The organism is Streptomyces sp. NPDC054863, from assembly GCF_053610825.1.
Map to the genome: position 1 here is coordinate 1 of NZ_JBSGZD010000128.1, position 20370 is coordinate 20370.

General features: G+C 69.8%; 18 protein-coding genes. 5 read left to right on the forward strand and 13 right to left on the reverse strand.

The features are described from left to right. The 6 genes from ACWGIG_RS22235 to ACWGIG_RS22260 all read right to left on the reverse strand — a co-directional run. The coding region (locus ACWGIG_RS22235) for an ATP-binding cassette domain-containing protein (protein WP_453323374.1) at positions 1–318 on the reverse strand (318 nt) is incomplete at its 3' end. Then, positions 315–1313 (reverse strand): ABC transporter ATP-binding protein, encoded by a 999-nt coding sequence (locus ACWGIG_RS22240; protein WP_453323375.1) that lies wholly within the window; start codon positions 1311–1313, stop codon positions 315–317. The genes ACWGIG_RS22235 and ACWGIG_RS22240, both read right to left, overlap by 4 nt. A gap of 4 nt (positions 1314–1317) precedes the next feature. Then, positions 1318–2166 carry an ABC transporter permease gene (locus tag ACWGIG_RS22245; RefSeq protein ID WP_453323376.1) on the reverse strand — a complete coding sequence of 283 codons (849 nt, stop codon included), beginning with the start codon at positions 2164–2166 and terminating at the stop codon, positions 1318–1320. Next, positions 2163–3110, reverse strand: coding sequence for an ABC transporter permease (locus ACWGIG_RS22250; protein WP_453323377.1), 948 nt, complete (start codon positions 3108–3110; stop codon positions 2163–2165). Before ACWGIG_RS22250 ends, ACWGIG_RS22245 begins: the two co-directional genes overlap by 4 nt. Before the next feature lie 6 nt (positions 3111–3116). After that, the gene (locus tag ACWGIG_RS22255; RefSeq protein ID WP_453323378.1) at positions 3117–4778 is read right to left on the reverse strand and encodes an ABC transporter substrate-binding protein; all 1662 of its coding nucleotides are present in this window, start codon (positions 4776–4778) and stop codon (positions 3117–3119) included. Positions 4779–4791: 13 nt separating this feature from the next. Beyond that, positions 4792–6045, reverse strand: coding sequence for a C45 family autoproteolytic acyltransferase/hydolase (locus ACWGIG_RS22260; RefSeq protein WP_453323379.1), 1254 nt, complete (start codon positions 6043–6045; stop codon positions 4792–4794). A gap of 141 nt (positions 6046–6186) precedes the next feature. Here ACWGIG_RS22260 and ACWGIG_RS22265 point away from each other — a divergent pair, with 141 nt between their 5' ends. Then, a complete protein-coding gene (locus tag ACWGIG_RS22265; protein WP_453323380.1) occupies positions 6187–7077 on the forward strand; it encodes a MurR/RpiR family transcriptional regulator in 891 nt (296 codons plus the stop codon). A gap of 162 nt (positions 7078–7239) precedes the next feature. Here the strand turns inward: ACWGIG_RS22265 and ACWGIG_RS22270 are convergent, their stop codons facing one another. The 5 genes from ACWGIG_RS22270 to ACWGIG_RS22290 all read right to left on the reverse strand — a co-directional run bounded on the left by ACWGIG_RS22270 (position 7240) and on the right by ACWGIG_RS22290 (position 12950). Next, positions 7240–7851, reverse strand: coding sequence for a class I SAM-dependent methyltransferase (locus tag ACWGIG_RS22270; protein WP_453323381.1), 612 nt, complete (start codon positions 7849–7851; stop codon positions 7240–7242). 236 nt (positions 7852–8087) lie between these two features. Next, positions 8088–9386 carry a hypothetical protein gene (locus ACWGIG_RS22275; protein ID WP_453323382.1) on the reverse strand — a complete coding sequence of 433 codons (1299 nt, stop codon included), beginning with the start codon at positions 9384–9386 and terminating at the stop codon, positions 8088–8090. A 55-nt stretch (positions 9387–9441) separates the two neighbouring features. Then, positions 9442–11457, reverse strand: a complete 2016-nt coding sequence (locus ACWGIG_RS22280; protein ID WP_453323383.1) for a transglycosylase domain-containing protein — start codon at positions 11455–11457, stop codon at positions 9442–9444. 291 nt (positions 11458–11748) lie between these two features. Continuing rightward, complete coding sequence (locus tag ACWGIG_RS22285; protein WP_453323384.1) at positions 11749–11967, reverse strand: hypothetical protein; 219 nt, start codon at positions 11965–11967, stop codon at positions 11749–11751. Positions 11968–12344: 377 nt separating this feature from the next. Next, positions 12345–12950 carry a hypothetical protein gene (locus ACWGIG_RS22290; protein ID WP_453323385.1) on the reverse strand — a complete coding sequence of 202 codons (606 nt, stop codon included), beginning with the start codon at positions 12948–12950 and terminating at the stop codon, positions 12345–12347. A gap of 474 nt (positions 12951–13424) precedes the next feature. Here ACWGIG_RS22290 and ACWGIG_RS22295 point away from each other — a divergent pair, with 474 nt between their 5' ends. Beyond that, positions 13425–14165, forward strand: coding sequence for a class I SAM-dependent methyltransferase (locus ACWGIG_RS22295; protein ID WP_453323386.1), 741 nt, complete (start codon positions 13425–13427; stop codon positions 14163–14165). Positions 14166–15055: 890 nt separating this feature from the next. Here the strand turns inward: ACWGIG_RS22295 and ACWGIG_RS22300 are convergent. After that, positions 15056–15832 carry a MerR family transcriptional regulator gene (locus ACWGIG_RS22300; protein ID WP_453323387.1) on the reverse strand — a complete coding sequence of 259 codons (777 nt, stop codon included), beginning with the start codon at positions 15830–15832 and terminating at the stop codon, positions 15056–15058. A gap of 295 nt (positions 15833–16127) precedes the next feature. Between ACWGIG_RS22300 and ACWGIG_RS22305 the strand changes: the two genes are divergently transcribed. Further along, complete coding sequence (locus tag ACWGIG_RS22305; protein WP_453323388.1) at positions 16128–17357, forward strand: serine hydrolase domain-containing protein; 1230 nt, start codon at positions 16128–16130, stop codon at positions 17355–17357. 292 nt (positions 17358–17649) lie between these two features. Continuing rightward, positions 17650–18429 carry a hypothetical protein gene (locus ACWGIG_RS22310; RefSeq protein WP_453323389.1) on the forward strand — a complete coding sequence of 260 codons (780 nt, stop codon included), beginning with the start codon at positions 17650–17652 and terminating at the stop codon, positions 18427–18429. A gap of 304 nt (positions 18430–18733) precedes the next feature. Here the strand turns inward: ACWGIG_RS22310 and ACWGIG_RS22315 are convergent, their stop codons facing one another. Next, positions 18734–18832 carry a DUF6191 domain-containing protein gene (locus ACWGIG_RS22315; RefSeq protein WP_453323390.1) on the reverse strand — a complete coding sequence of 33 codons (99 nt, stop codon included), beginning with the start codon at positions 18830–18832 and terminating at the stop codon, positions 18734–18736. Positions 18833–19163: 331 nt separating this feature from the next. Here ACWGIG_RS22315 and ACWGIG_RS22320 point away from each other — a divergent pair. Further along, positions 19164–20370 (forward strand): S1 family peptidase (locus ACWGIG_RS22320; RefSeq protein ID WP_453323391.1); only part of this gene is annotated, 1207 nt, incomplete at its 3' end.

Here is a 20370-nt window from a genome sequence, read left to right on the forward strand (position 1 = left end):
GTACGGATCCTGGAAGACCATCTGGATCTCCCGGGCCCTGGCGAGCCGGGCGGTCCTGCCGCGCGGGGTGCGCGGGGAGCGGGCGCGCCCCGCGACGGAGACGGTGCCCGCGTCGGGGCGTACGAGACCCATGAGCATCCGGGCCACCGTCGTCTTGCCGGAGCCCGACTCGCCGACGATTCCCAGAGAACCGCCGACGGGCACGGTGAAGGAGACGGCGTCGGCGGCGGTGAGAGCCTCTCCGCCGGGGAGCCGGTACGTCTTTCGCAGCCCCTCCACGGTCAACAGCGGTGCGGACCGGGGTGTCGTCGTGGTCATCGGGACGCTCCCTTCTCAGTGGTTTCGCCCGCGCCCGTCAGGACGGGCAGTCGGCGGCAGCTCGCGGAGCCGCCGCCGGGCAGCGCGACCGGCTCAGGCCGCCAGGTGGCGCACTCCGGTTCGGCGTCCGGGCAGCGGTCGGCGAACTCGCAGCCGCCGAAGGCGTCCGTCAGCGACGGCGGGCGCCCCGGGATCGGGCGGATCTCCCGGCCGCTCTCGCCGAGCGTCGGCGAGCAGGCGAGCAGCCCGCGCGTGTACGGGTGCCTGGGCCGCTCGAAGAGGGTCGCGGCGGTCTGCTCCTCGACGACGCGCCCCGCGTACATGACGTACACGCGGTCGCAGTAGGCGGCGGCCAGATGCAGGTCGTGCGTGATGAACAGCAGTCCGAGGTTCCGCTCGGCCCGCAGGGTGCGGAGCAGGGCGAGGATCTCGGCCTGCGTGGTGACGTCCAGGGCGCTGGTCGCCTCGTCGGCGAGCAGCAGTCTCGGTTCGGCGGCCAGTGCGCCCGCGATGACGACGCGCTGGAGCATGCCGCCGGACAGTTCGTGCGGGCGCTGGCGGACGCGGCGCTCGGGATCGGGCAGGCCGACCGTGGCGAGGAGTTCGACGGCCCGGGCGCGGGCGGCCTTCTTGTCGAGGCCCGTGCCCGCGAGCCGCTCCAGCAGGAAGTCGCCGATGCGGCGGACCGGGTTGAGGGCGGCACGCGGGTCCTGGTGGACCATCGCGACCGTACGGGCCCGGTGGGCGCGCAGGGCCTCGCCGCCCAGGGCGAGGACGTCGGTGCCGTCGACGCGCACCGCCCCGGAGACGGCGCTGCCGGCGGTGCCCGCGGGCAGCGTCCGCAACGCCGCCTTGGCCGTCGTCGACTTGCCGGATCCGGATTCGCCGACCAGGCCGACCACCTCGCCGGCCGCCACCTTGAGGGAGACGTCGGTGAGTACGGGGCGGGCGGTGCCGGGCAGTTCGAGGGTGAGGTTCTCGATGTCGAGGAGCATGGGGTTACCTCCTGCTGTCGAGTCGGTCGGCGGCCCAGACCCCGACGACGTTGAAGGACACCACGACGAGGGCGATGGCGACACCGGGCACCAGGGCGGGCAGCAGCGCGCCCTGCACGACGGCTGCCTGGCCTTCCTGGACCATCAGTCCCCAGTCCGAGCTGGGCGGCTGGGTGCCGAAGCCCAGGTACGAGAGCGTGGCCAGCGACATCAGGGCCTCGCCGAACAGCACGACCAGGTAGCCGAGGACCGAGCGGCCCAGGTTGGGCACGAGGTGGCGGACGCAGATCCGGATGCCGCCCATGCCCTGGACGCGGTAGGCGTCGATGTAGGGCTTGCGGCGTTCGGCGAGCGCCACGGAGCGGGTGTACTTGGCGACCGTCGGCGTGTACGCGAGACCGAGCGCGAGCACCGACGTGGTGATCCCGGCGCCGAAGACGGCGATGATCAGGACGGTGAACAGCAGCCCGGGGAAGGCGTACATGACGTCGGTGAGCCGGGAGACGAGGGTGTCGGTCCAGCCGCCCCGCCAGGCGGCGAGCGTGCCGAGCGTGACGCCGAGGAGTGCGGCGATGGCGAGCAGCAGGATCGGTGCGATCAGGCTGGTGCGTGCGCCGTGCAGCACCCGGGAGAGCAGGTCCTGCCCCGAGGAGTCGGTGCCCAGGAGGTGTTCGCCGCCGGTGCCGACGAGGGACGCCGAGAGGTCGATGGCGTCGGGGGCGTACGGGGCGACGAACGGTGCGAGGACGGCGGCGAGGACCACGAGGGCGAGGACGGCCCCGGCGATCATGACGCTCGGGGGCCTGCGCGAGGCGGACTCGATCCCGGTCGGGGCGAGGGTCAAGGTGCTCATCCGGCAACCTCCTTCACGCGCGGGTCGAGCAGGGGATGGACCAGGTCGACGAGGGTCGTGACGACGATGTAGCCGGTGACCATCAGCAGGAGTACGGCCTGTGCGACGGGGAAGTCGTGCGTGTTGATCGCGCCGACGAGCAGCGAGCCGATGCCGCTGATCCCGAAGGCCGTCTCCACGACGACGGTGCCGGCGAGCATGCCCGCCATGACCAGGCCGCACATCGTGATGATCGGCCCCAGGGCGTTGCGCAGGACGTGGCGGCGGACGATCTCGCGTTCGGGGATGCCGGAGGCGCGGGCCACCTCCACGTGGTCGGCGGCGCCCGCGTCCACCATGGACTGCCGGGTCACCCGGCTGATCAGCGCGAGCGCACCGAGTGCCAGGGAGACGGCGGGCAACGTCAGATGGTGCAGGGTGCCCGCGAACCCCTCGCCGCTGCCGGTCACCGGGAACCAGCCGAGCTGGACGCCGAAGAGCGCGACCAGCGCGATGGCGGAGACGAACGAGGGCACGGACGCCGCCAGGGTGGTGGAGCCGACGACGGCCGAGTCGACCCAGGTGCCCCGGCGGACCGCGGCGAGGATCCCGGCGCCGACGCCCAGGACGACGAAGAGCACCGTCGCGTACGCCACGAGGGCGAGCGTCGTCGGGAAGCGCGCGAGCAGCAGCTCGGCGACCTCGTCGCTGTACTTGAAGGACCGGCCGAGGTCGAAGTGGAGGCAGTCGCCGAGCCAGCGGCCGTACTGCATGATCAGGGGTTCGTCGAGGTGGTACTGGGCCCTGACCAGTTCCAGCTTTTCGGGGGTGAGTTTGTCGCGGCCCCCGGCCAGGAAGACGGCCGGGTCGCCGGGGGCCGCGTACACGGCGGCGAAGATGACGAAGGAGGCGGCGAGGAGCGTGGCCAGCAGGCCGGCCAGCCTCCGGGAGATCCGGGCGAGCATCGGTGGTCAGCCCTTCTTCGCGCCGAGTTCGGCGGCCCACGGGTAGTAGAGGTACGCCATGGAGGCGGGCGGTCCGGTCAGCTTCTCGTTGAGGACCAGGACGGATGGCACCTGGGCGACGGAGATCCACACGGCCGCGTCGGTGAACGTCTTCTGGACGTCGACGGCGAGCTTCGCGCGCTTCGCGTCGTCGAGGGTGGCGAGCGCCTTCTTGACCTTGGCGTCGTACGCCGGGTCCTTGAAGCCGACCCAGTTGTTGGAGGAGTCGGAGAGCGCGTTGTCGTAGAAGCCCATCGGGTCGGCCTTGGAGATGTACCAGTCGGCGACGAGCACGTCGATCTCGCCGCGGACGTCCGGGTCGCTGTAGTACTGCTCGAACTGCGAGGTCGGCACCGTCTTGATCTGACCCTTGAGGCCGATGCGCTGGAGCGCGGCGCGGACCGCGTTGGCGGCGACGCTGCGGCCCTGGCTGGCGTCCGTGCCGATCACGATCGGCTCGGTGGGAGCCGCGCCCGCCTCCTTGACCAGCTTCTTCGCCGCGGCGATGTCGTCCGCCGTGGGGCTCGCGGGGGCGTGGGCGATGTCCTTCTGGGCCGCCGCGAAGACGGCCTTCTCGTAACCCCAGGCGCCGGAGCCGACCGGCGTGCCCCAGGGCTGCACCATCGAGCCGTAACCGGAGGCGGCGATGCCCTTTCGGTCGAGGGCCAGCGAGAGGGCCCGGCGGATCTTCGGGTCCTTCAGGCCGCCGCGCTCGGTCGGTATGAGGACGAGCGAGGCCGTGGACGGGCCGTAGTGCTGCTCGATGCCCTTCTTGCCGTTGAGCGCGGAAGCGGTGTTGGGGGACTCGGCGTACGCGCCGTCGGCGGCTCCGGTCATGAGGGCGTTGACGAGCGCGCTGTCGCCCGCCCAGCGGAAGGTGACCTGCTTCGTCAGTGGCTTCTTGCCCCAGTAGCCGTCGTGGCGGCGCAGGGTGATCGAGTCGCCGGACTTCCATGCGCCCAGCGTGTACGGGCCGGTGCAGGCGTCCGGCTGCCCCGGCGTACCGAAGTCCTTGCCCGCCTTCTCGACCTGCTCCTTGTTCCAGACGATGCCCGCGTCACCGGCGAGCGCCTTGAAGAACATGGCGTCGGGCGCCTTGAAGGTAAGGGTGATCTGCCGGTCGCCGGTCTTCTTCATCGAGGCGATGTTGCCGAACTCGTCGCCCTGCTCCATGTCCGGGTCGGCGTGCCGCTGCAGGCTCCACAGCACGTCGTCGGCGGTCATCGGGGTGCCGTCGTGGAAGGTGACGCCGGAGCGCAGGGTCAGGACGAGGGTGGTGTCGTTCGGCGTTTCGGCCTTCTCGGCGAGGAAGGGTTTCGTCGACATGTCCGGCTGGAGCTGGTAGAGCCGCTCGCAGACGTTGGTGAGGACGACGCGGCCCGCGCTGGAGCCCTGGGTGTCCAGGTCGAGGGAGTCCGGCTCGTCCTCCAGGAGCCAGTTGGCGTGGGGGAGTTCTCCCTTGGCGGCGGGGGTCGTCGGGGTGAGGGTGAGGGCGGCGGCGTCGGCCTTGCCCGCGGTGCCTGCGGCGTACTGGGTCGCTCCGCTGCAACCGGCGGCCAGCGCGACCGACGCCACGACGAGGCCCGCGGTCAGAGCCGTCCTTCTTGGGCTTGGGGAGATGCGGTTCATCACTGATTTCCCGTCAGTTCTGGCCGTACGGGCCGTCGTAGAGGTTCCAGGGGAGGTGCTGGTACTCGCGGTCGCAGGGGGTGCCCGCGGTCACGTGGTAGTCACCGGTGGTCAGGTCGGCCAGGGAGGAGACGAGCGTGGTCCAGTGCTCGACGAGGGGCCGGCGCGGGTCGGGGTGGGTGCACAGGGACTCCGGGTGGCCGAGGTGGTCCGACATCGCGCGGCGGACGATCTCGCGCGACTCCTCGGGGCCTGTGGAGCGGCGCAGTTCCCGGAGCCCCTGCTCGGCGCGGGGCACGCGCACGAGCGAGTCGGAGGACATCGGGCGGTACCCGGCGGCGGCCAGCGGGCCGGGGATGCCCGCCTGGTAGTGGTTGCCGTGCACCAGCAGACCGTCGGTCGGGTACATCCAGCCGTGCCCGGCCGGGGTGGTCTCCAGGTCGATGGCGAAGCCCTCGCGGCAGGTGAGCAGGGCGTTGCTGGCGATGTGCGCCCGGGTGCGGCACAGGACGTCGAGGGCGTCGGTGATGCTGGACCGGTCCAGGACGCTGCGGCGCACGACGGTCTGGGGCAGGCCGATCGTGTCGTCGAAGCGTCCGCCGAGGCCGTTGGCGTTGAAGGCGATCCCGGCCGAGTTGGCGCCCTGGCGGCCGACCTGTCCGGCCTCGACCTGCATGATCAGGGTGGGCTTGGGGGGCTGGACGATCCGGATCATGACGACGGTGTCGGCGACGCCCGCGCGCCAGTCCCAGTTCTGTCCTGCGTAGACGTGCCCGTCGCCGCTGGCCTCGCCGTAGGCGGCGAAGGAGGTGCATCCCTCGGCGGGCTCCTCGTCGGCGGGTTCTCCGGCAGGCCCTTGCGCGTGGGGGCCGTCCGCGGGGCCGCTGTCGGAGGGGCCGCTGTCCGAGGGGCTGCCGTCCGCCTCCATCCGCGCGAAGGACTTGTCGTAGATGACCTCGCCGCGGGCGTTCAGGGCGAGGACGTCGAGCAGGTGCACCCCGGCGCCGTCCGCGATGCCCTGCATCTCCTCGACGAGGTGGGGGGCGTAGGCGCGTACGGGCTCCAGCCAGCGGGCGGCGCGGGCGGTCACCCGCTCCCAGGTCAGACCTGCGGAGCGGCCGAAGGCCTCCTCGTAGTAGCCGAGGGCGGCGTGCAGTTGGGGGCGCACGGCTTCGCCGTACTGGCGACCGCGGGCGAGCGGGCTGCCGGAGATCTCGATGACCGGGAGGACCCGGGCGGGGGCGGGTGCCGTGGGACGGGGTGCCATTCTTCTCCTCGCGACGGAACGATCCCGCGAGCGGCGGTCACAGGATCACCATGATCATGTAACGTCGATTTCAGGATCTGTTCCTCTTGGAACGTTCTGCCCAGGACAGTAACGTCCGTCACACGGAAGTCAATGGTTGTAATGGAGATTCCAGAGAGCGACACCGGAGTGACGCGGTTGCGCGCCACGATTCGCGATCAATGGGAGGAACTGTCCGCTTCGGAGCGGGCCGTGGCGCAGTACCTGGTCAGCGCCCCCGTCGAGCAGCTGCTCTTCGCCAGCGCCCAGGAGCTGGGGGCCGCGAGCTCCACCAGCAACGCCACCGTCGTACGCGCGCTCCAGCGCCTCGGATACGCGGGCCTGCCCGCCCTCAAGCGCGAACTGGCCAACGACTTCACCTCGGCCGTCGCCCCCGAAGTACGCCTCAAGCAGCGCATCGCGCACGTGGGCCAGGACCTCGACTCCATCTGGGCCGACGTCTTCGACGAGGCGCAGGAGCGCATCGACCACTGCCGCCGGCTCACCGAGCCGGAGGCGCTGAGGCGTTCGGTGACGGTGCTCGCCGAGGCGCACGAGGTGTTCTGCTACGCGATCGCCGCATCGGAGCCCGGGGCCCGACACCTCGCGCTGGCTCTCGGCCGGATCGGCCGCCGCGCCCGCTTCGTCTCCGAGACGGGCTTCGCCCTCGCGGACCAACTGCTCGCGCTCGGCCAGGGTGACGCCGTGGTGATCTTCCAGCCCGGCCGCCGGCTGGTCGAGCTGACGGTGATGATGGAACGGGCCAGGGCCGTCGGTGCCAAGGTGATCCTCGTGACGGACGAACTGGGCGAGGCGTACGCCGACCGCGTCGAGGCCGTCCTGACCGCGCCGCACACCCCGACCGGGATCACCGCCGAGTCACTGACCGGGCTGCTGGTCGCGGACGCGCTGATCCTGGCGCTGGCCACGCTGGACGAGACCCGGGCAGTGGAGTCCTCGCACCAGCTGACGGCGCTGCGGGAGCAGCTGCTCGACCCCAGGCGACGCGGCTGAAGAGGACCAGGCCCGCAGAGCCGAGCCCGCGCTCCGGCGGCGCGAACGGAGTCACGGCAAGGTGGCGACCACTACCGGCGCAAGTGGCCGCTTCCACCGACACGTACTGCCACCGCACAGGCAACTGGCCCCACCCTGCCCAATCCTGGGTCAGGGTGGGGGTCAGGGCTGAAGGCGGTGGACACTGACTGCATATCCGCCGCCGTCGTAGGGGGCGGCGTCCCAGGTGGCGAAGCGGTCGACGAGGACAAGGCCGGCCGCGGCACAGCAGGCGTCGTACTCCGGCAGCGCGAGGGTGGGTGGCACGGGCAGATGGGCGGCGTCCAGACCGAAGCCCGCGACCAGCAGGCCGCCCGGACGCAGGGCCGCGGCCAGGCGGTCGACCACCGTGGCCTCCGTCCCGGGGGTGAGCAGCGGCAGGACGTTGCCGGCGGCGACCACGAGGTCGAAGTCCGCGGCGACACCGAGCCGGGCCGGATCGAACTCGGCAAGATCGGCCTGGAACCAGGGCAGTTCAGGCGCCTGCGCCCGCGCCACCTCCAGCATCGAGGCATCCAGGTCGGCCCCGACGCAGTCGTACCCGAGTTCCGACAGCCGGATCATGACTCTTCCGGTACCGCAGCCGGCATCGAGCACCCGTGCCCCGGAGGGCACCAGAGCCGCGCAGAACGTCGCCTCGCCGTGCACGTCCTCTCCACCGCGGACCAGCGCATCGAAGCGTGCGGCGTACGCGTCCCCGGACGTTCCACCGGTCAGTTCCTGCCAACGACTCATGAGATCGACTATATGCGGCCGAGCCGATTCGACCCCGCGTCGCCCTGGGCCGGCGGCGGCCCCGGCCGACGGCAGGCGCGGAGAACCCGGGAGCGGCCGGTGCAGGCGCGGTGGCGGGCACTTGCGCCCGCCGTGGACGAACCCGCCGTGGACGCAGACATACGTCGCAGGGGCGAGCCCCCTGCGCCCGGGAGCCGCGGAACAAACCCACGGGCACCTTCGCCGAGGTGGGTCTCCTACTGCTTCCAGCCCGCCGGCTGAGCGGGGTCGAGCAGCCGCCACCGGGCCAGCACCTTGGGATCCTGTGCGTCGAGCCAGTCGGTCAGTTCGCGGAAGGAGACACAGCGCACTCCCTTGCGGGGGCAGACGTCCTTCATGACGTCCTCGACGGCATCCATGTAGATCCCGCCGTTCCAGTCCTCGAAGTGGTTCCCGATGAACATCGGCGCCCTGCTGCCGTGGAACACCCGCTGGAATCCCGCGAGATAGGCATCCCTGGCCTGCTTCCGCCACGCCTGGTACTTCGCCGGATCCCCCTCGGTGCTTCCCTTCGACTGGTTGTAGAGGAAGTTGAAGTCCATGGAGAGCACCTGGAACTCCTTCTGGGGGAAGGGCAGCAGCTGCAGCGGCAGGTCCCAGATGCCGTCCTTCTTGGCAGGCCAGATCTGGAAGTCCCCCGCGGAGCTGGCGTCGTAGCGCCAGCCGAAGGACTTGGTCGCCGGTATGAGGGTCTTCTGCCCCTCCAGACAGGGCGCCCGTCCGCCCACGACCTCACGGGTGGGGTCGAAGGGCAGCGGATCGAGATCCTTCATTCCCGTGTTCGTCTTCCAGTTCTGCACGAAGGAGTAGAACTGGTCGATCTCCGACGTCCATTCCGCCGAACTCCAGTCGCCGCCGCCCTTCTTGCCGCAGAAGTGGCCGTTGAAGTGCGACCCGATCTCGTTCCCCTCCTTCCAGGCCCCGCCGAGCTGCTCCAGCGTCATACGGATGTGTTCGTCCGTCGGGTACGAGATCGCCGCCGCGCCGGTCTTGTGCTGCGGGGGCAGATACAGGTTCTTCTTCTCCTTCGGCAGCAGATAGATGCCGGTGAGGAAGAACGTCATGTTGGCGTTGTTCTCCTTCGCCACGCGCCGGAAGCGGGAGAACAGCCGGTCGTCGCTCTCCAGCGCGCCGTCCCAGGAGAAGACCACGAACTGGGGCGGCTTCTCTCCCGGCTTGAGCCGCTCCGCCTTCAACTGGCCCGGCTGCGGCCCGGTGTAGGACGTGGAACCGTCTCCCAGCACCCGCACCTGCCCGTCCCACTTCTCCTCCTTGACCTTGCCCGTGCCCGGCGGCTTCTTCGCGGTGGGCTTCGGCGCGGCGGCGGTCGCCTTCGGTCCGGCTGCGGTGTTCGTGGCGTCGTTCGACGAGTCGTCCGAGGCCGAGACGGCGAGCGCGGTGGAGAGCGAGGCGACGAGCACCGCGGCGACACCGACACCGATGGCGGGCCTGGTACGGATCCGAGCGCGCAGCGTGGCCGACTTCTTCCAGATCATCGCGACTGCTCCAGACAGAGGGGGGAGGGCGGGGGCGAGGGCTTCACGGTGCGCGTCACCGTCGCAGGGCGGCCGTGTACCGGCCCCAGATCTCGGCCGGCATCTTCCCGGCTGCCGCAGGGTTCCGGCCGAGCCCCTTCAGGGGCAGGGGCGCGAGGCTCTTGGCGAGGTCCATGCGGTAGACGACGACCGCCGTGGCCGCCTCCTTGGTGGAGCCGACGTACCAGCGCGCGGTGTCGTCAGGGGTGGTGCCCGTCTTGCCGGCGAAGTCCTCGCCGGTACGGGTGAGCGCCTCGGTGACCCGGCCCGCCACGGCCTGGCTCAGGGCGCGCGCCGAGCGTGCACGGGGCAGCGGCACCGGCCCGCCGTTGCGCGTGATCTTCCGTACCGAGTACGGGTCCGTGTGCATGCCGGCGCCCGCGAACACTCCGTAGGCACCGGCCATGCGGATGGCGCTCGGGGTGGAATTGCCCAGCGAGAAGGCGGGCACGGGCGGGCCGAAGTTGGAGGCGAGCATCCCGGACTTCTCGGCGGTCTCCCGCACCACGTCAAGCCCGACGTCCATGCCGAGCTGGAGGAAGGGGGTGTTCACGCCCCGTGCCACGGCCTCCCGCAGGGGGATGCGCCCGTAGGAACGGCCGTCGTCGTTCTGGCCCTTGACCATCTTGCCGCCCCGGTCCCAGTAGGGGCCCTCCGGGGTCATCAGCGGCACGTCGTCGTTCCCGTCGTACACGGTCGAAGGGGTGACGGGAGTGCGGGGGCCGGTGCGCTCGCGCCGGACGCCGTGCTCCAGTGCGGCTGCGTAGACGAAGGGGGTGAACGCCGAACCCGCGGGGACCGTGGCCGTGTTGGACTCGTTGAAGGCCTGCCGCTGGAAGTCGGGACCGCCGTACACGGCGAGTATGCGCCCGTCGGGGGCGACCGAGGCGGCCCCGAACTTCGCGTACCGGTCGGCGGCGCGCGCCTTGGGGTCCAGGGAGTCGCGCGACTTCTTGACCGCCGCGGTGAGGGCGGCCATCCTCGGCTTCTCGAAGGTCGTGTAGATCTGGTAGCCGCCGAGGTCGAAGGCCGCGTCGGGGATCTTCCCCGTGCGCTTCGCGTACGACTCCGCGAGCTCCACCAGGTAGCCGTCCTGCCCACTGGCGCTGGTCGCCCGGGGGGCCGCTCCGGGCTCGGGGAAATCGGTGTACCGCGCCCGCTCCGCCTGGCTCAGCCTGCCGACGTCCACCATGCGGTCCAGCGTCCACTTCCACCGGTCGACGGCGCGCTTGTGGTTGCCGGGGCCGAGGGCGGGATCGTAGAGCGCCGCTCCCTTGAGCAGGGAGGTCAGGAACGCGCCCTCACTGACGTTGAGTTGGGTGACCTCTTTGCCGTAGTACGCCTGGGCGGCACGCTGCAGCCCGTAGGAACCGCGCCCGAACCAACTGGTGTTGAGGTAGTCCTCCAGGATCTGGTCCTTGTCCCGCTGCCGGTCGAGTTTGATCGCCATGAGCATTTCGGTGAACTTGCGCGAGAAGGAACGGTCCTGTGAGAGATAGACGTTCTTCACGTACTGCTGGGTGATGGTGGAGCCGCCCTGGGTGTCCCCGCCGACGACCGTCTGCCAGAACGCACGGGTGACTCCCTGGAGCGAGACGCCGGGATCCGAGTAGAAGCTGTGGTTCTCGGCAGCCAGCACCGCCCCGCGGACGTGCTCGGGAATCTTCTCCAGGGGCATCTCCTGACGGCTCACCCAACCGGTACGTGCCATGGGGGTGCCGTCCGCCCAGTAGTAGACGTTGTCCTGCTGGGTGGCGAAGGCGTTGAGGTCGTCGGGGATGTCCGTGCGGGCGTACGCGATGGCTACGGTCGCCGTCAGCAGACCGACGAACGTCACTACCGAGCCCAGTACTTGGCGCCACGAAGGCACCCAGCGGCGCCAGCCGCGCCGCCCGGGCCGTGGATAGTCCGGTCTCCTGGGCAGTCGCAGCTTCATGGACCGAGTCCTGGCCCGCTTCCTCCTGCCCCGCCCGGGTGCCAGTGCCGCACGTGCGGCCTGTGTTGCCCTGTTGAACCTGTCGTGCTTGGTCATTCCCGTCCTGCTACTAGCGATCTCAGGCCGAAGCGTTACGGAGGGTCATGTCGTGAAGTCACGCAAAGATAACAGGAACGTGATGCCGTCCATCACGCATCAGGTAGTGAATGGCCGGTAAAGAGGCGGGGATTGCCGGTGTGCGCGCCCGAGCGCCGATGGCTGCCCGCTCCCGGATGGTCTTTCCGGCCGGATGGCCCGTGGGTACCGGTTCCCCTTCCCTCCGAGAGGGGGGAACCGGTACCCAGGTCGTTGTGCGGCTGCACCGCCGTAGCGTTCCGGGAACGGTGCCTACGCCATGGGATTCACCGTCAGCGCCCGTTTCGGTCCCGTACTCGTGGAACTGCCGTCCAGGGCCAGCCCCTGGACATGCAGGAACTGCTCTCGGGCGTACCCGATCTCCCACTGGCCGTCATCGTCGTCGGTACAGTCGTCGACCGCCAGGTTCTCCTGCACACACAAGCGGAAGGCGACCTTCCTGCCTTCGCCGAAGTGGTGGTTGAACTTCATCTTCTGCCCGATGGTCGAGACGCCCCAGTGACGACCCTCCTGAAGGGTCCCGTCCTTGCGGATGTACTTGTAGTCGAGGGTCGAGGTACGGGCGACCGCCGTAGGAAGACTTCTTGGTCACTTCGAAGCGGTCGCTGTCGGCAATGAACGAAGCGGAGGCGACGACCTTGCCGTTGACGTACAGATTGACGTACAGATTGACGTGCGCATCGTGTCCCGCAGGTGCCATGACCTGCGCGTTCGCAGCGGTGGGAGCCGCCGTGGCAACAGTCGGCACGGTGAAGACCCCGACGCGGAAGTGCGCCAGGGGCTCGTTCGCACGGTGCCGTATGGGTACTGGCCACCACGCCTTCGTCCACAGGGTGGTTACTGGGCGGTCAGTCGAGGGTGAATTCCCAGCCTGCTCCCGGTCGATAGCCGGCACTCGGCGGCTTCACCTCAACAGTGACCGGCGTTCCCCTCTTGGCGTCCGTCACGTGGACGGGGACGGTGACGCTGTCACCCGCCTCCAGAGACGGCAGCAGTTCGCGGGCCACCTGCTCGTCGTTGGCCCACTTGATGGAGGCCGTAGTGGCTGCGTCACCGTCGTACAGCTTTCCGGCCCTCACGATGAGGGGAGCGTGGGAGATGTCGTACGAGGAGGCGCCGTCCTCCGAGTCGCCGATGGGCCTGATCGCTTCTTCGGTGCCGTTGTCGTAGGTGAGGGTGAAGCGGTAACTGCCGTCCGGCTCCTTGCTCGGCACGCTGAGGGTCACCCGCAGTCCATCCGCGTACTCTGCTGCCTCGCCGGGCCTCAGGGAATCGCTGCTCTCCAGCCGCCGGGGTTCCTTCACGCCGTCTGCCAGCTGGGTGAGGGCCACCAGTCCCAGGAGCGCCAGGCAGGCGAGCACGATGCCCGCGGTCGCACAGCCCTTCAACGCCCCCGACTTCGCTGCGTCGTCACCGGGGGAGGGGATACCGTCTTCTGCTTCCGAACCAGCCATGGTGATCACCCTAGAGAGGGGAGGCGGACTGCTCCTGAGCACGGCTACTCAGAGCCCGGATGAGTAGCCCGGCCGAACGGCACCGTGGTCCTGCGACAGCGAAGTCGGTGCTCGGGCCGGTGGCGGGCGGCTGTCTGCCCTCTTGACCGTCTCAGCCAACCGTTGCTGTCTGACAACTCCCAGGCTCCCGCATGCTCCCGGGCTCGCGGACCGGGACGCAGTGTTTCCGGCGCGACCTTCCCGGGTCCTTGTCCCACGACCTGCCGATCCCCAGGCAGTATGGTTCGACGAACAGTTCGGCTCGTCGACAGCCTGCGTCACCATGATGCGCGCTCGGCGCGCGCCGATGCTGCTCTGCTCAGGGCGGCCCGGGGCTCGTCCGGCGGATCATGGGCCGGTCCAGGGCCGGGCCGAGGGTCGGCCTGTGCCGTAATCGTGTTGACCGCCCCCGGCCGGTAGTGCTGGAGTCGGCCCGTGGACAGCATCCCCGCCAACCGGCGGCTCTGGGACCGGATCAGCAGCTCCTACCAGCACAAGCACGACCCGCAAATCGGCGCCGCCCCCCGGCTGTGGGGCATGTACTCCCTCCCCGACGCGCACCTGCACGCCCTGGGCGACGTCACCGGCAAGCGCGTCCTCGAACTCGGCTGCGGCGCCGGCCAGTGGTCCAGGACGCTCGCCGCCGAGGGCGCCACCGTGGTCGGGATCGACCTGTCCGAAGCCCAACTCGCCGCAGCGGCCCACGCGATGGGAACGGCCCGCTACTCGCTGGTGCAAGGCGCCGCCGAACAACTCCCGTTCGCCGCCGACAGCTTCGACCTCGTGTTCTGCGACTTCGGTGGGCTCAGCTGGGCGCCCCCGCACCTGGCCGTCCCGCAGGCCGCACGCATCCTGCGCCGCGGCGGGCGCCTGGTGTTCAACGTCGCCAGCCCGTGGTTCGAAGCCTGCTACGACGAAGCCGCCGGCCGCGTGACCACGACGCTGCAGCAGGACTACTTCGGGCTGAACGCCATCGCCGAGGGAGACGGCGCGACCAGCTATCAGCTCACCTACGGCGACTGGGTCAAGGTCCTGCGCGGCGCGGGTCTCGTCATCGACGACCTCATCGAGCCGCGGCCCGAACCCGGAACACCCAACGGCTACAACGAAACCGACCCACCCGACTGGGCACACCGCTGGCCGGCGGAACTGCTCTGGGTAACCCACAAACCGTAAGCACCGCCGCACCGGGACGTGAAGGCGTCCCCGCGCCGGACAGGCCAAGGATCTGTCCGGCCGGTCATGCTGCGGGCCTGATCGCGGTGGAGGTGGTGGGGGGGGGCTGCTTCGCCGCGACGAGCGAGCGGCCCGAGAGAATCGCGCGTGCACAGATCGTCGGCACCTGGGTCGGCGAAGACGGCGCACGGGTTGAGACGTACGCGGACGGCCGGTTCGAGATCCGCAGGACCGGCATCTGATCGGCCGGCCAGGCCCTGGTCGAGGACTTGTCCGGGTGACGGCGCTGGGGGTCGCCGACGAACGACGCCGTCAGCGCTTCTGCAGGGGAGGCTGCGGGCACTACTGGCACCAGAGGGCGAAGGGATCCTTGCGAGGGCAACCACATGCCGGGTCGCAGGCGGATGTGTTCCAGAAGGGGACCTGGAAATTGGCCCGTCGTGCCTGGGGTGGTGCGGTCCGGGACGGGGACGGGGACGGGCACGGGGGACTGCCGGTTGCGCGGAGGGCATGGCGGAGCACCCAGGTTTGGTGCGCTGCGGGCAGGGCTGCCGGACCCTCGTTGGCCGACCACGGCCGGGGAGGGGCCGAGCCCGAAGGCGTGCAGCCTCAGGCCGTGCCGCAGGGCCGGCGGATCCAGAACCGCACCCGCCGTCGGCTGCCCGCGGGTTCCCCGTCCCACACACCACCACACCGGCCCGGCGAAGGTGCCGATCATGTTCCGTGCGAGCGGCTGCGACTCCGGCCCCGCCCTGCCTCCGAGAGGCCGACTGATGGCTGTACGCATGGCCTTCCGCCGGGCAGATCCCGGTTCGGACGCGGCGGGACGTGGGGGACGACGTGGGACGAGGCGGGCGTCTCGCCGCAGTGCCGGGTCTGCCGGGCGGCCGTCACTGATGTGGAACGGCGATGCCGGCTGCGCGCAGATGCGCCTCGATCAGTGTGTTCAACCGGGCGATGGACGGTGACTGGTCCTCCCGGTGGTGGTTGACCATTCCGTACCGGGAGGCGGCGTCGGGCTGGTTCTGAAACCCGGTCGGCATCGCCAGCAGCGCGCGGTGGGTCAGCAGCTTGTCGGCCAGCGTGGATGCCAGCTCCTCGATCCGCGGGTCGTCCGGATCCCAGGACCTCGCCTCCCAACCGCGCTTGGTCAGTTCGACGGACTCGGGATCGTCCAGCGAATGTGCGAGCCGGGTCAGGAAGCTGTCGAAGATCTCCGGGACCAGCGCCCGGGCCAGCACCAGAGCCTCCCGTTGACCGGCCACGTACTCGGGACTGAAGCCGAGTTCGGCGAGCCGCTCCAAGACCGCGCAGGCCCGGTCGGGCAGCAGGGCCCGGTCGCCATGGTCGAGACGGTGCAGCCTGTCGCGGCGCGCGATCAGGTCGTCGATCCGTTCGGTGAGCTGGTGATGGACGTCGTCCAGCGTGGCGGCGAACGTCTGGGGATCGGCATCGAGCAGGTCACCGATCTCGGCCAGCGGCACACCGGCTGCGGCCAGGGTCCGGACCTGAACCAGCCGGAACAGCTCGCCCGATCGGTAACGGCGGTAGCCGGAACCGTCCCGTTCCGGCTCGGCAACCAGGCCGAGCCGGTGATAGTGCCGCACGGTCTTGATCGTGACACCGACGAACGCCGCCGCCTGACCGATCGTGAGCCCGTCTGCCATCGGTTCGGCGTACCTCCGGGTCGTGGGCGGCTGCGGTCTCGCGAACCGCGTCGGCGACGGCCGGGAAGCCCGGACGATCACAGGGGCGAGGATAGCGCGCACCAGTTCCAGCCCGTTCCCCCTGCCGCTGTGGAGGACCGGGACGCCCGCGCTCGGTGCCGGTCAGCTCTTGATCGCGGTATCGGGTTGACCTTGACCTTGGGTCAAGGCTGCAGGCTCGTCACATGGCCGCTCGAAGGGCCAGGCGGCCACCAGGGCCGCCGTGAGAACTCACACTGTGAACAGGAGATCCATCATGGGGACGAGCAACAGCGGCTTCTCCGACAGAGGGCTGCGCCGACTGCGCGAGGTGCTGGCACGGCACGTCGAGTCCAAGAAGATTCCCGGCCTTGTCGCCCTGGTCGGCCGTGGCGGCCGGACACACGTCGAAGCGATCGGGACGATGCGTCATGACGGTGGCTTGCCGATGCGCCGGGACACGATCTTCCGGATGGCGTCCACGTCCAAACCCGTCACGATGGCGGCGGCGATGATCCTGCTCGACGAGTGCCGGTTGCGGCTGGACGACCCGGTGGATCGGTGGCTGCCGGAACTCGCCGACCGGCAGGTGCTGAAGCGGCCCGACGGACCGCTGGACGACACCGTGCCGGCCCAGCGGCCGATCACCGTACGCGACCTGCTCACCTCCACGTTCGGACTCGGAGTGGACTTCGAGTCGATGGCTTCGCCGATCAGGGCCGCGACCTTCGAGCGTCTCGACTACAGCGTGGCATCAGGGCCGGCGCCCGAGCCGGACGAGTGGATGCGCCGCCTCGGCGAGCTGCCGCTGCAGTACCAGCCCGGAGTGCGGTGGCAGTACGACCTCAGCCACGAGGTGGTCGGCGTGCTCGTCTCCAGGGTTACGGGACAGTCGTTGGAGGCGTTCCTGCGGACACGCATCCTCGATCCGCTGGGGATGAAGGACACCGCCTTCCACGTGCCCGCCGACAAGATCGACCGACTGCCGCCCCTGTACGGACCCGACCCGCAGAGCGGCGAGTTCGTCGTGTGGGACGAGGCGGCAGGGGGAAGGTCCAGCGTGCCTCCTGCATTCCAGGGTGCCGGCGGCGGGCTGGTCTCCACCGCCGACGACTACCACGCCTACTTCCAGATGCTGCTGAACCACGGGATGCACGGGAGTGAACGGATCTTGTCCCGGGCCGCCGTCGAGCTGATGACGACCAACCGTCTCTCGCCCGGGCAACTGGCCGCCCGGGAAGCCATGTTCAGCAACGTCGCCCACCTGTCGTCCGGCCAGGGGGCGAACGGCGGCTGGGGCTTCGGGATGGCGGTGCGCACCCATCGCGGCGACTACGCGCCCATCGGCCGGTTCGGCTGGTTCGGCGGTACCGGCACCACCGCCTACGCAGACAGGACCAACCGGCTCACCGGAGTCCTGCTCACCCAGGTCGGACTGTCCACCCCGGATTCGCCGCGTGCCATGAACGACTTCTGGACCACCCTCTACCAGGCCATCGACGACTGACCTGAACCGCTCCGGATCTGATGGAGGGTTCGAGTCACGGCACGTCCGTCCGTCCCCCTGCCCCGCTGACTTGGGTCGTGCGGTGCTGGGTACCGGCAGCTCCCGCTTCGGCCCAGGGTGCGCGCACCGCCTGATGGACCTGGGGGGTCGATGTCGTTCCACTCTCCCGACCGTCGGTGTCCGTCCGACCTTTGATCGTGCGCGGCATTGACTGAGGATGGTGCACGAGAGCGGGTCCGCGCGGCGAAGCGGGCCCCCGAGGCACGTACCGACAGCAGGAGAGCCTTTTCCGATGGCCGCACATCCCCTACGTCCCGCGCACACCGGTTCCACGTCCGCCGCGAGCCTGGACGTTCCCTCGTTCAAGCCTTCTCTCGTCAAGGCGGTGTTCAGGGACGTCACCTCGCTGCACGTCTCGCGGTCGGCCGCACGGGCTGCCGCGTCGGTGACGCGGACAGTACTGACGGACATCATTGACGGCGCGCTGCGCGCGGCGGAGGAGGAGGCTCGGAAGAAGCTGCTTCCCAGGGACCTTGTGACAGCCATCGACCGGGACGTCGAACTGGAGGTGGGAGGCAGGTGGTACGACCACAGCCCTACGTTCAAAGGGCTGACCGGCGTCTTGTACGACGCCGAGGGTGTCGTCGTACGCGCTCCCAAGCGCAGCAGGTCGCGCAAGCCGAGTGCCGTGGTCGGCGCCCACAGGTTCGAGGGCGGGGTCAGGAAGTTGCTGCGCAACCGGGGTGGGACAGCTGTCCCGGCGATGGTCCGCGAACTGGACGGGCTCGCGAGCGCGTTCCTGACGGACCTCGCGCGGGACGCGGCCATGGTCGTGCGGGAGGGCGGGATCAAACGGTTCGGCACGGTCACCCTGATGGTGCCGGGCGTCCCGGCTGACACGCGCCCGTCCGTGCCGGAGTCTGTCCTGGCCCTGTCCACCCGCACGGGAGACGGGCGGACCATCGGCAAGGATGACGTCCTGGCCGCCACCACGATCCAGTTGTTCGGCGAAGTCAGGCAGCGAGCCCTTGTTGCGGCACGCGGAGCGACAGAGACCGGTTCGGAAGGCTGAGCGGGGACTACAGCGGGGACTGCGGGAACTGCGGGGACTGCGGGGACCACCACGGGGCCTGGACGCCGGACAGCTCTGGCCCGGTACTCCTCCCTGATCGCCGTGCGGACCCGGGGAGTCCTGGGCAAAGTACGACGTCATTTCCTGCCGTCCGTCGGCCGCGCGAGAACGAGCTCGATGCGGCCTTCCACGGCCCCCACCTCAAGGCCGTGAGCGCCGTCCACTCCCCATGGCCGGCCCTACACCCAACTCGCCATGTAGGACACGGTCTTGTTCTTCGAGGTCCGACTGTGATGGGGGCCTGTTACTGATCGGCCTGAGGGATTCGGACGACCGCAGTCCCTGCCGGCAGGTCTACCGCTGTGCGGTTCGGTGGTGCCCCGTCTTCCTCGTCATCCCTCATAGGTCATCTCCAAGCCCCCGACAGAGTCGAGCCAGAGGTCGGCGGCGCGTGTGGAGCTTGCGGATGCGTGCGGTGCGTTAACCGTTGTTCGCGGTGCGCTAGCGGAACGGCGGCGGATGCGCACGTTGCGTTAACTGTCGTTCGCGTGGTGCTAGTGGAACGGCAGCGGGAGCAGGCACCGTGTGACTCGCCGCCACAACGCGGCGCGTACCGGTGAGGTGCGGTCGGACGGTCGAAGTGAGACGGACAGCGGGTTCGCAGGGCTGCGTTCTGTGGTCCGGAGCCTGCTGTATGTCGCATCTGCGACAGGGGATCGGGAGGAACGACAGTGGTGAAGGTTCGCAAGATACCGCGTCTGGCCGTGGCGCTGGCCCTGCTGGGGTCAGCGGTAGTGGCGGCGAACGTCGGCACGGTTGGTGAGCCGGCCGCAACGGAGGGGCTCGCCCTGGAGGTGACGGGTGCCTCGTACGGCCTGGCCGCCACGGCGAATGCGGTGCATGCCGCGACGGGCATGCCGAAGGACCGGGCCGTCGCGATGCTCCAGAAGGAGGACCGGTTGTCGGCCGAGGCGGATTCCCTGCGCAAGCGGCTGGGGAACCGGTTCGCGGGCGTATGGATCGACGGGGAGGCGGGCACTGTCTACGCCAACGCCCTCGACGAGGCCACGGCGTCCGAGATCCGCAAGGCGGGAGCGGTACCCCGGAAGGCCCAGTACACGCAGGACGAACTGCGCCGGGTCAAGGCGGCGTTGGACAGTGTGGCCAACCCGCCGAAGGATTCCTCCTGGGGGGTGAGGGAGGTGGACAACCGTGTGGTGGTTGACCTTCCGGCGAGTGCGCGGGGCACGGCTGTCCTGGAGACGCTTCTCGCGGGGGCCAGGCTCGGCACGGAAGACGCCAAGCGGGTGAAGGTGGAGTACCACCGGGGTTCGAGCTCGCGGATGGGACTGATCGGCGGTGACGGCCTGAACACGGCGACGGGCGGGTGTTCGGCCGGGATCGCGGTGAGCCAGGGAACCGGCACCTTCGTGATCACCGCGGGGCACTGCACGAGGGAGGTAGGCGAGATGGTGACCCGCAACGATCCGCAGAGGACGCGTATCGGTGCGGTCTACCGCCGACAGTTCCCCACGAAAGACTTTGCTCTCGTGGGGGTTGAGATACCGATGTCCCACAGTCCGTTCGGAGCCTGGATCAACAAGTACGACGGAACTATGGCCAAGTACGCGGGCAGGACGAAACCGCCGTCCGGGAAGACGATCTGCAAGTCGGGTGCCAGGACGGGTTACACCTGCGGCAAGGTGTTTGACGGCGACGCCGACTCCACGTGGACGGATCCCGACGGCAACAGGACCACCAACCTGCTCAAGCTGACGGGGATCGTCTCGGACGGCGGGGACAGCGGTGGAGCGGTGGTGGACGGTGCCAAGGCGGTGGGAACCGTCGTGGGTGGCAATTCCAGCTTCCAGCAGCTCTACGTGCAACCGATCGACAGGGTCCTGGAGGAGTACCCGGGGATGGAGGTGCTCGGCTGGCGGC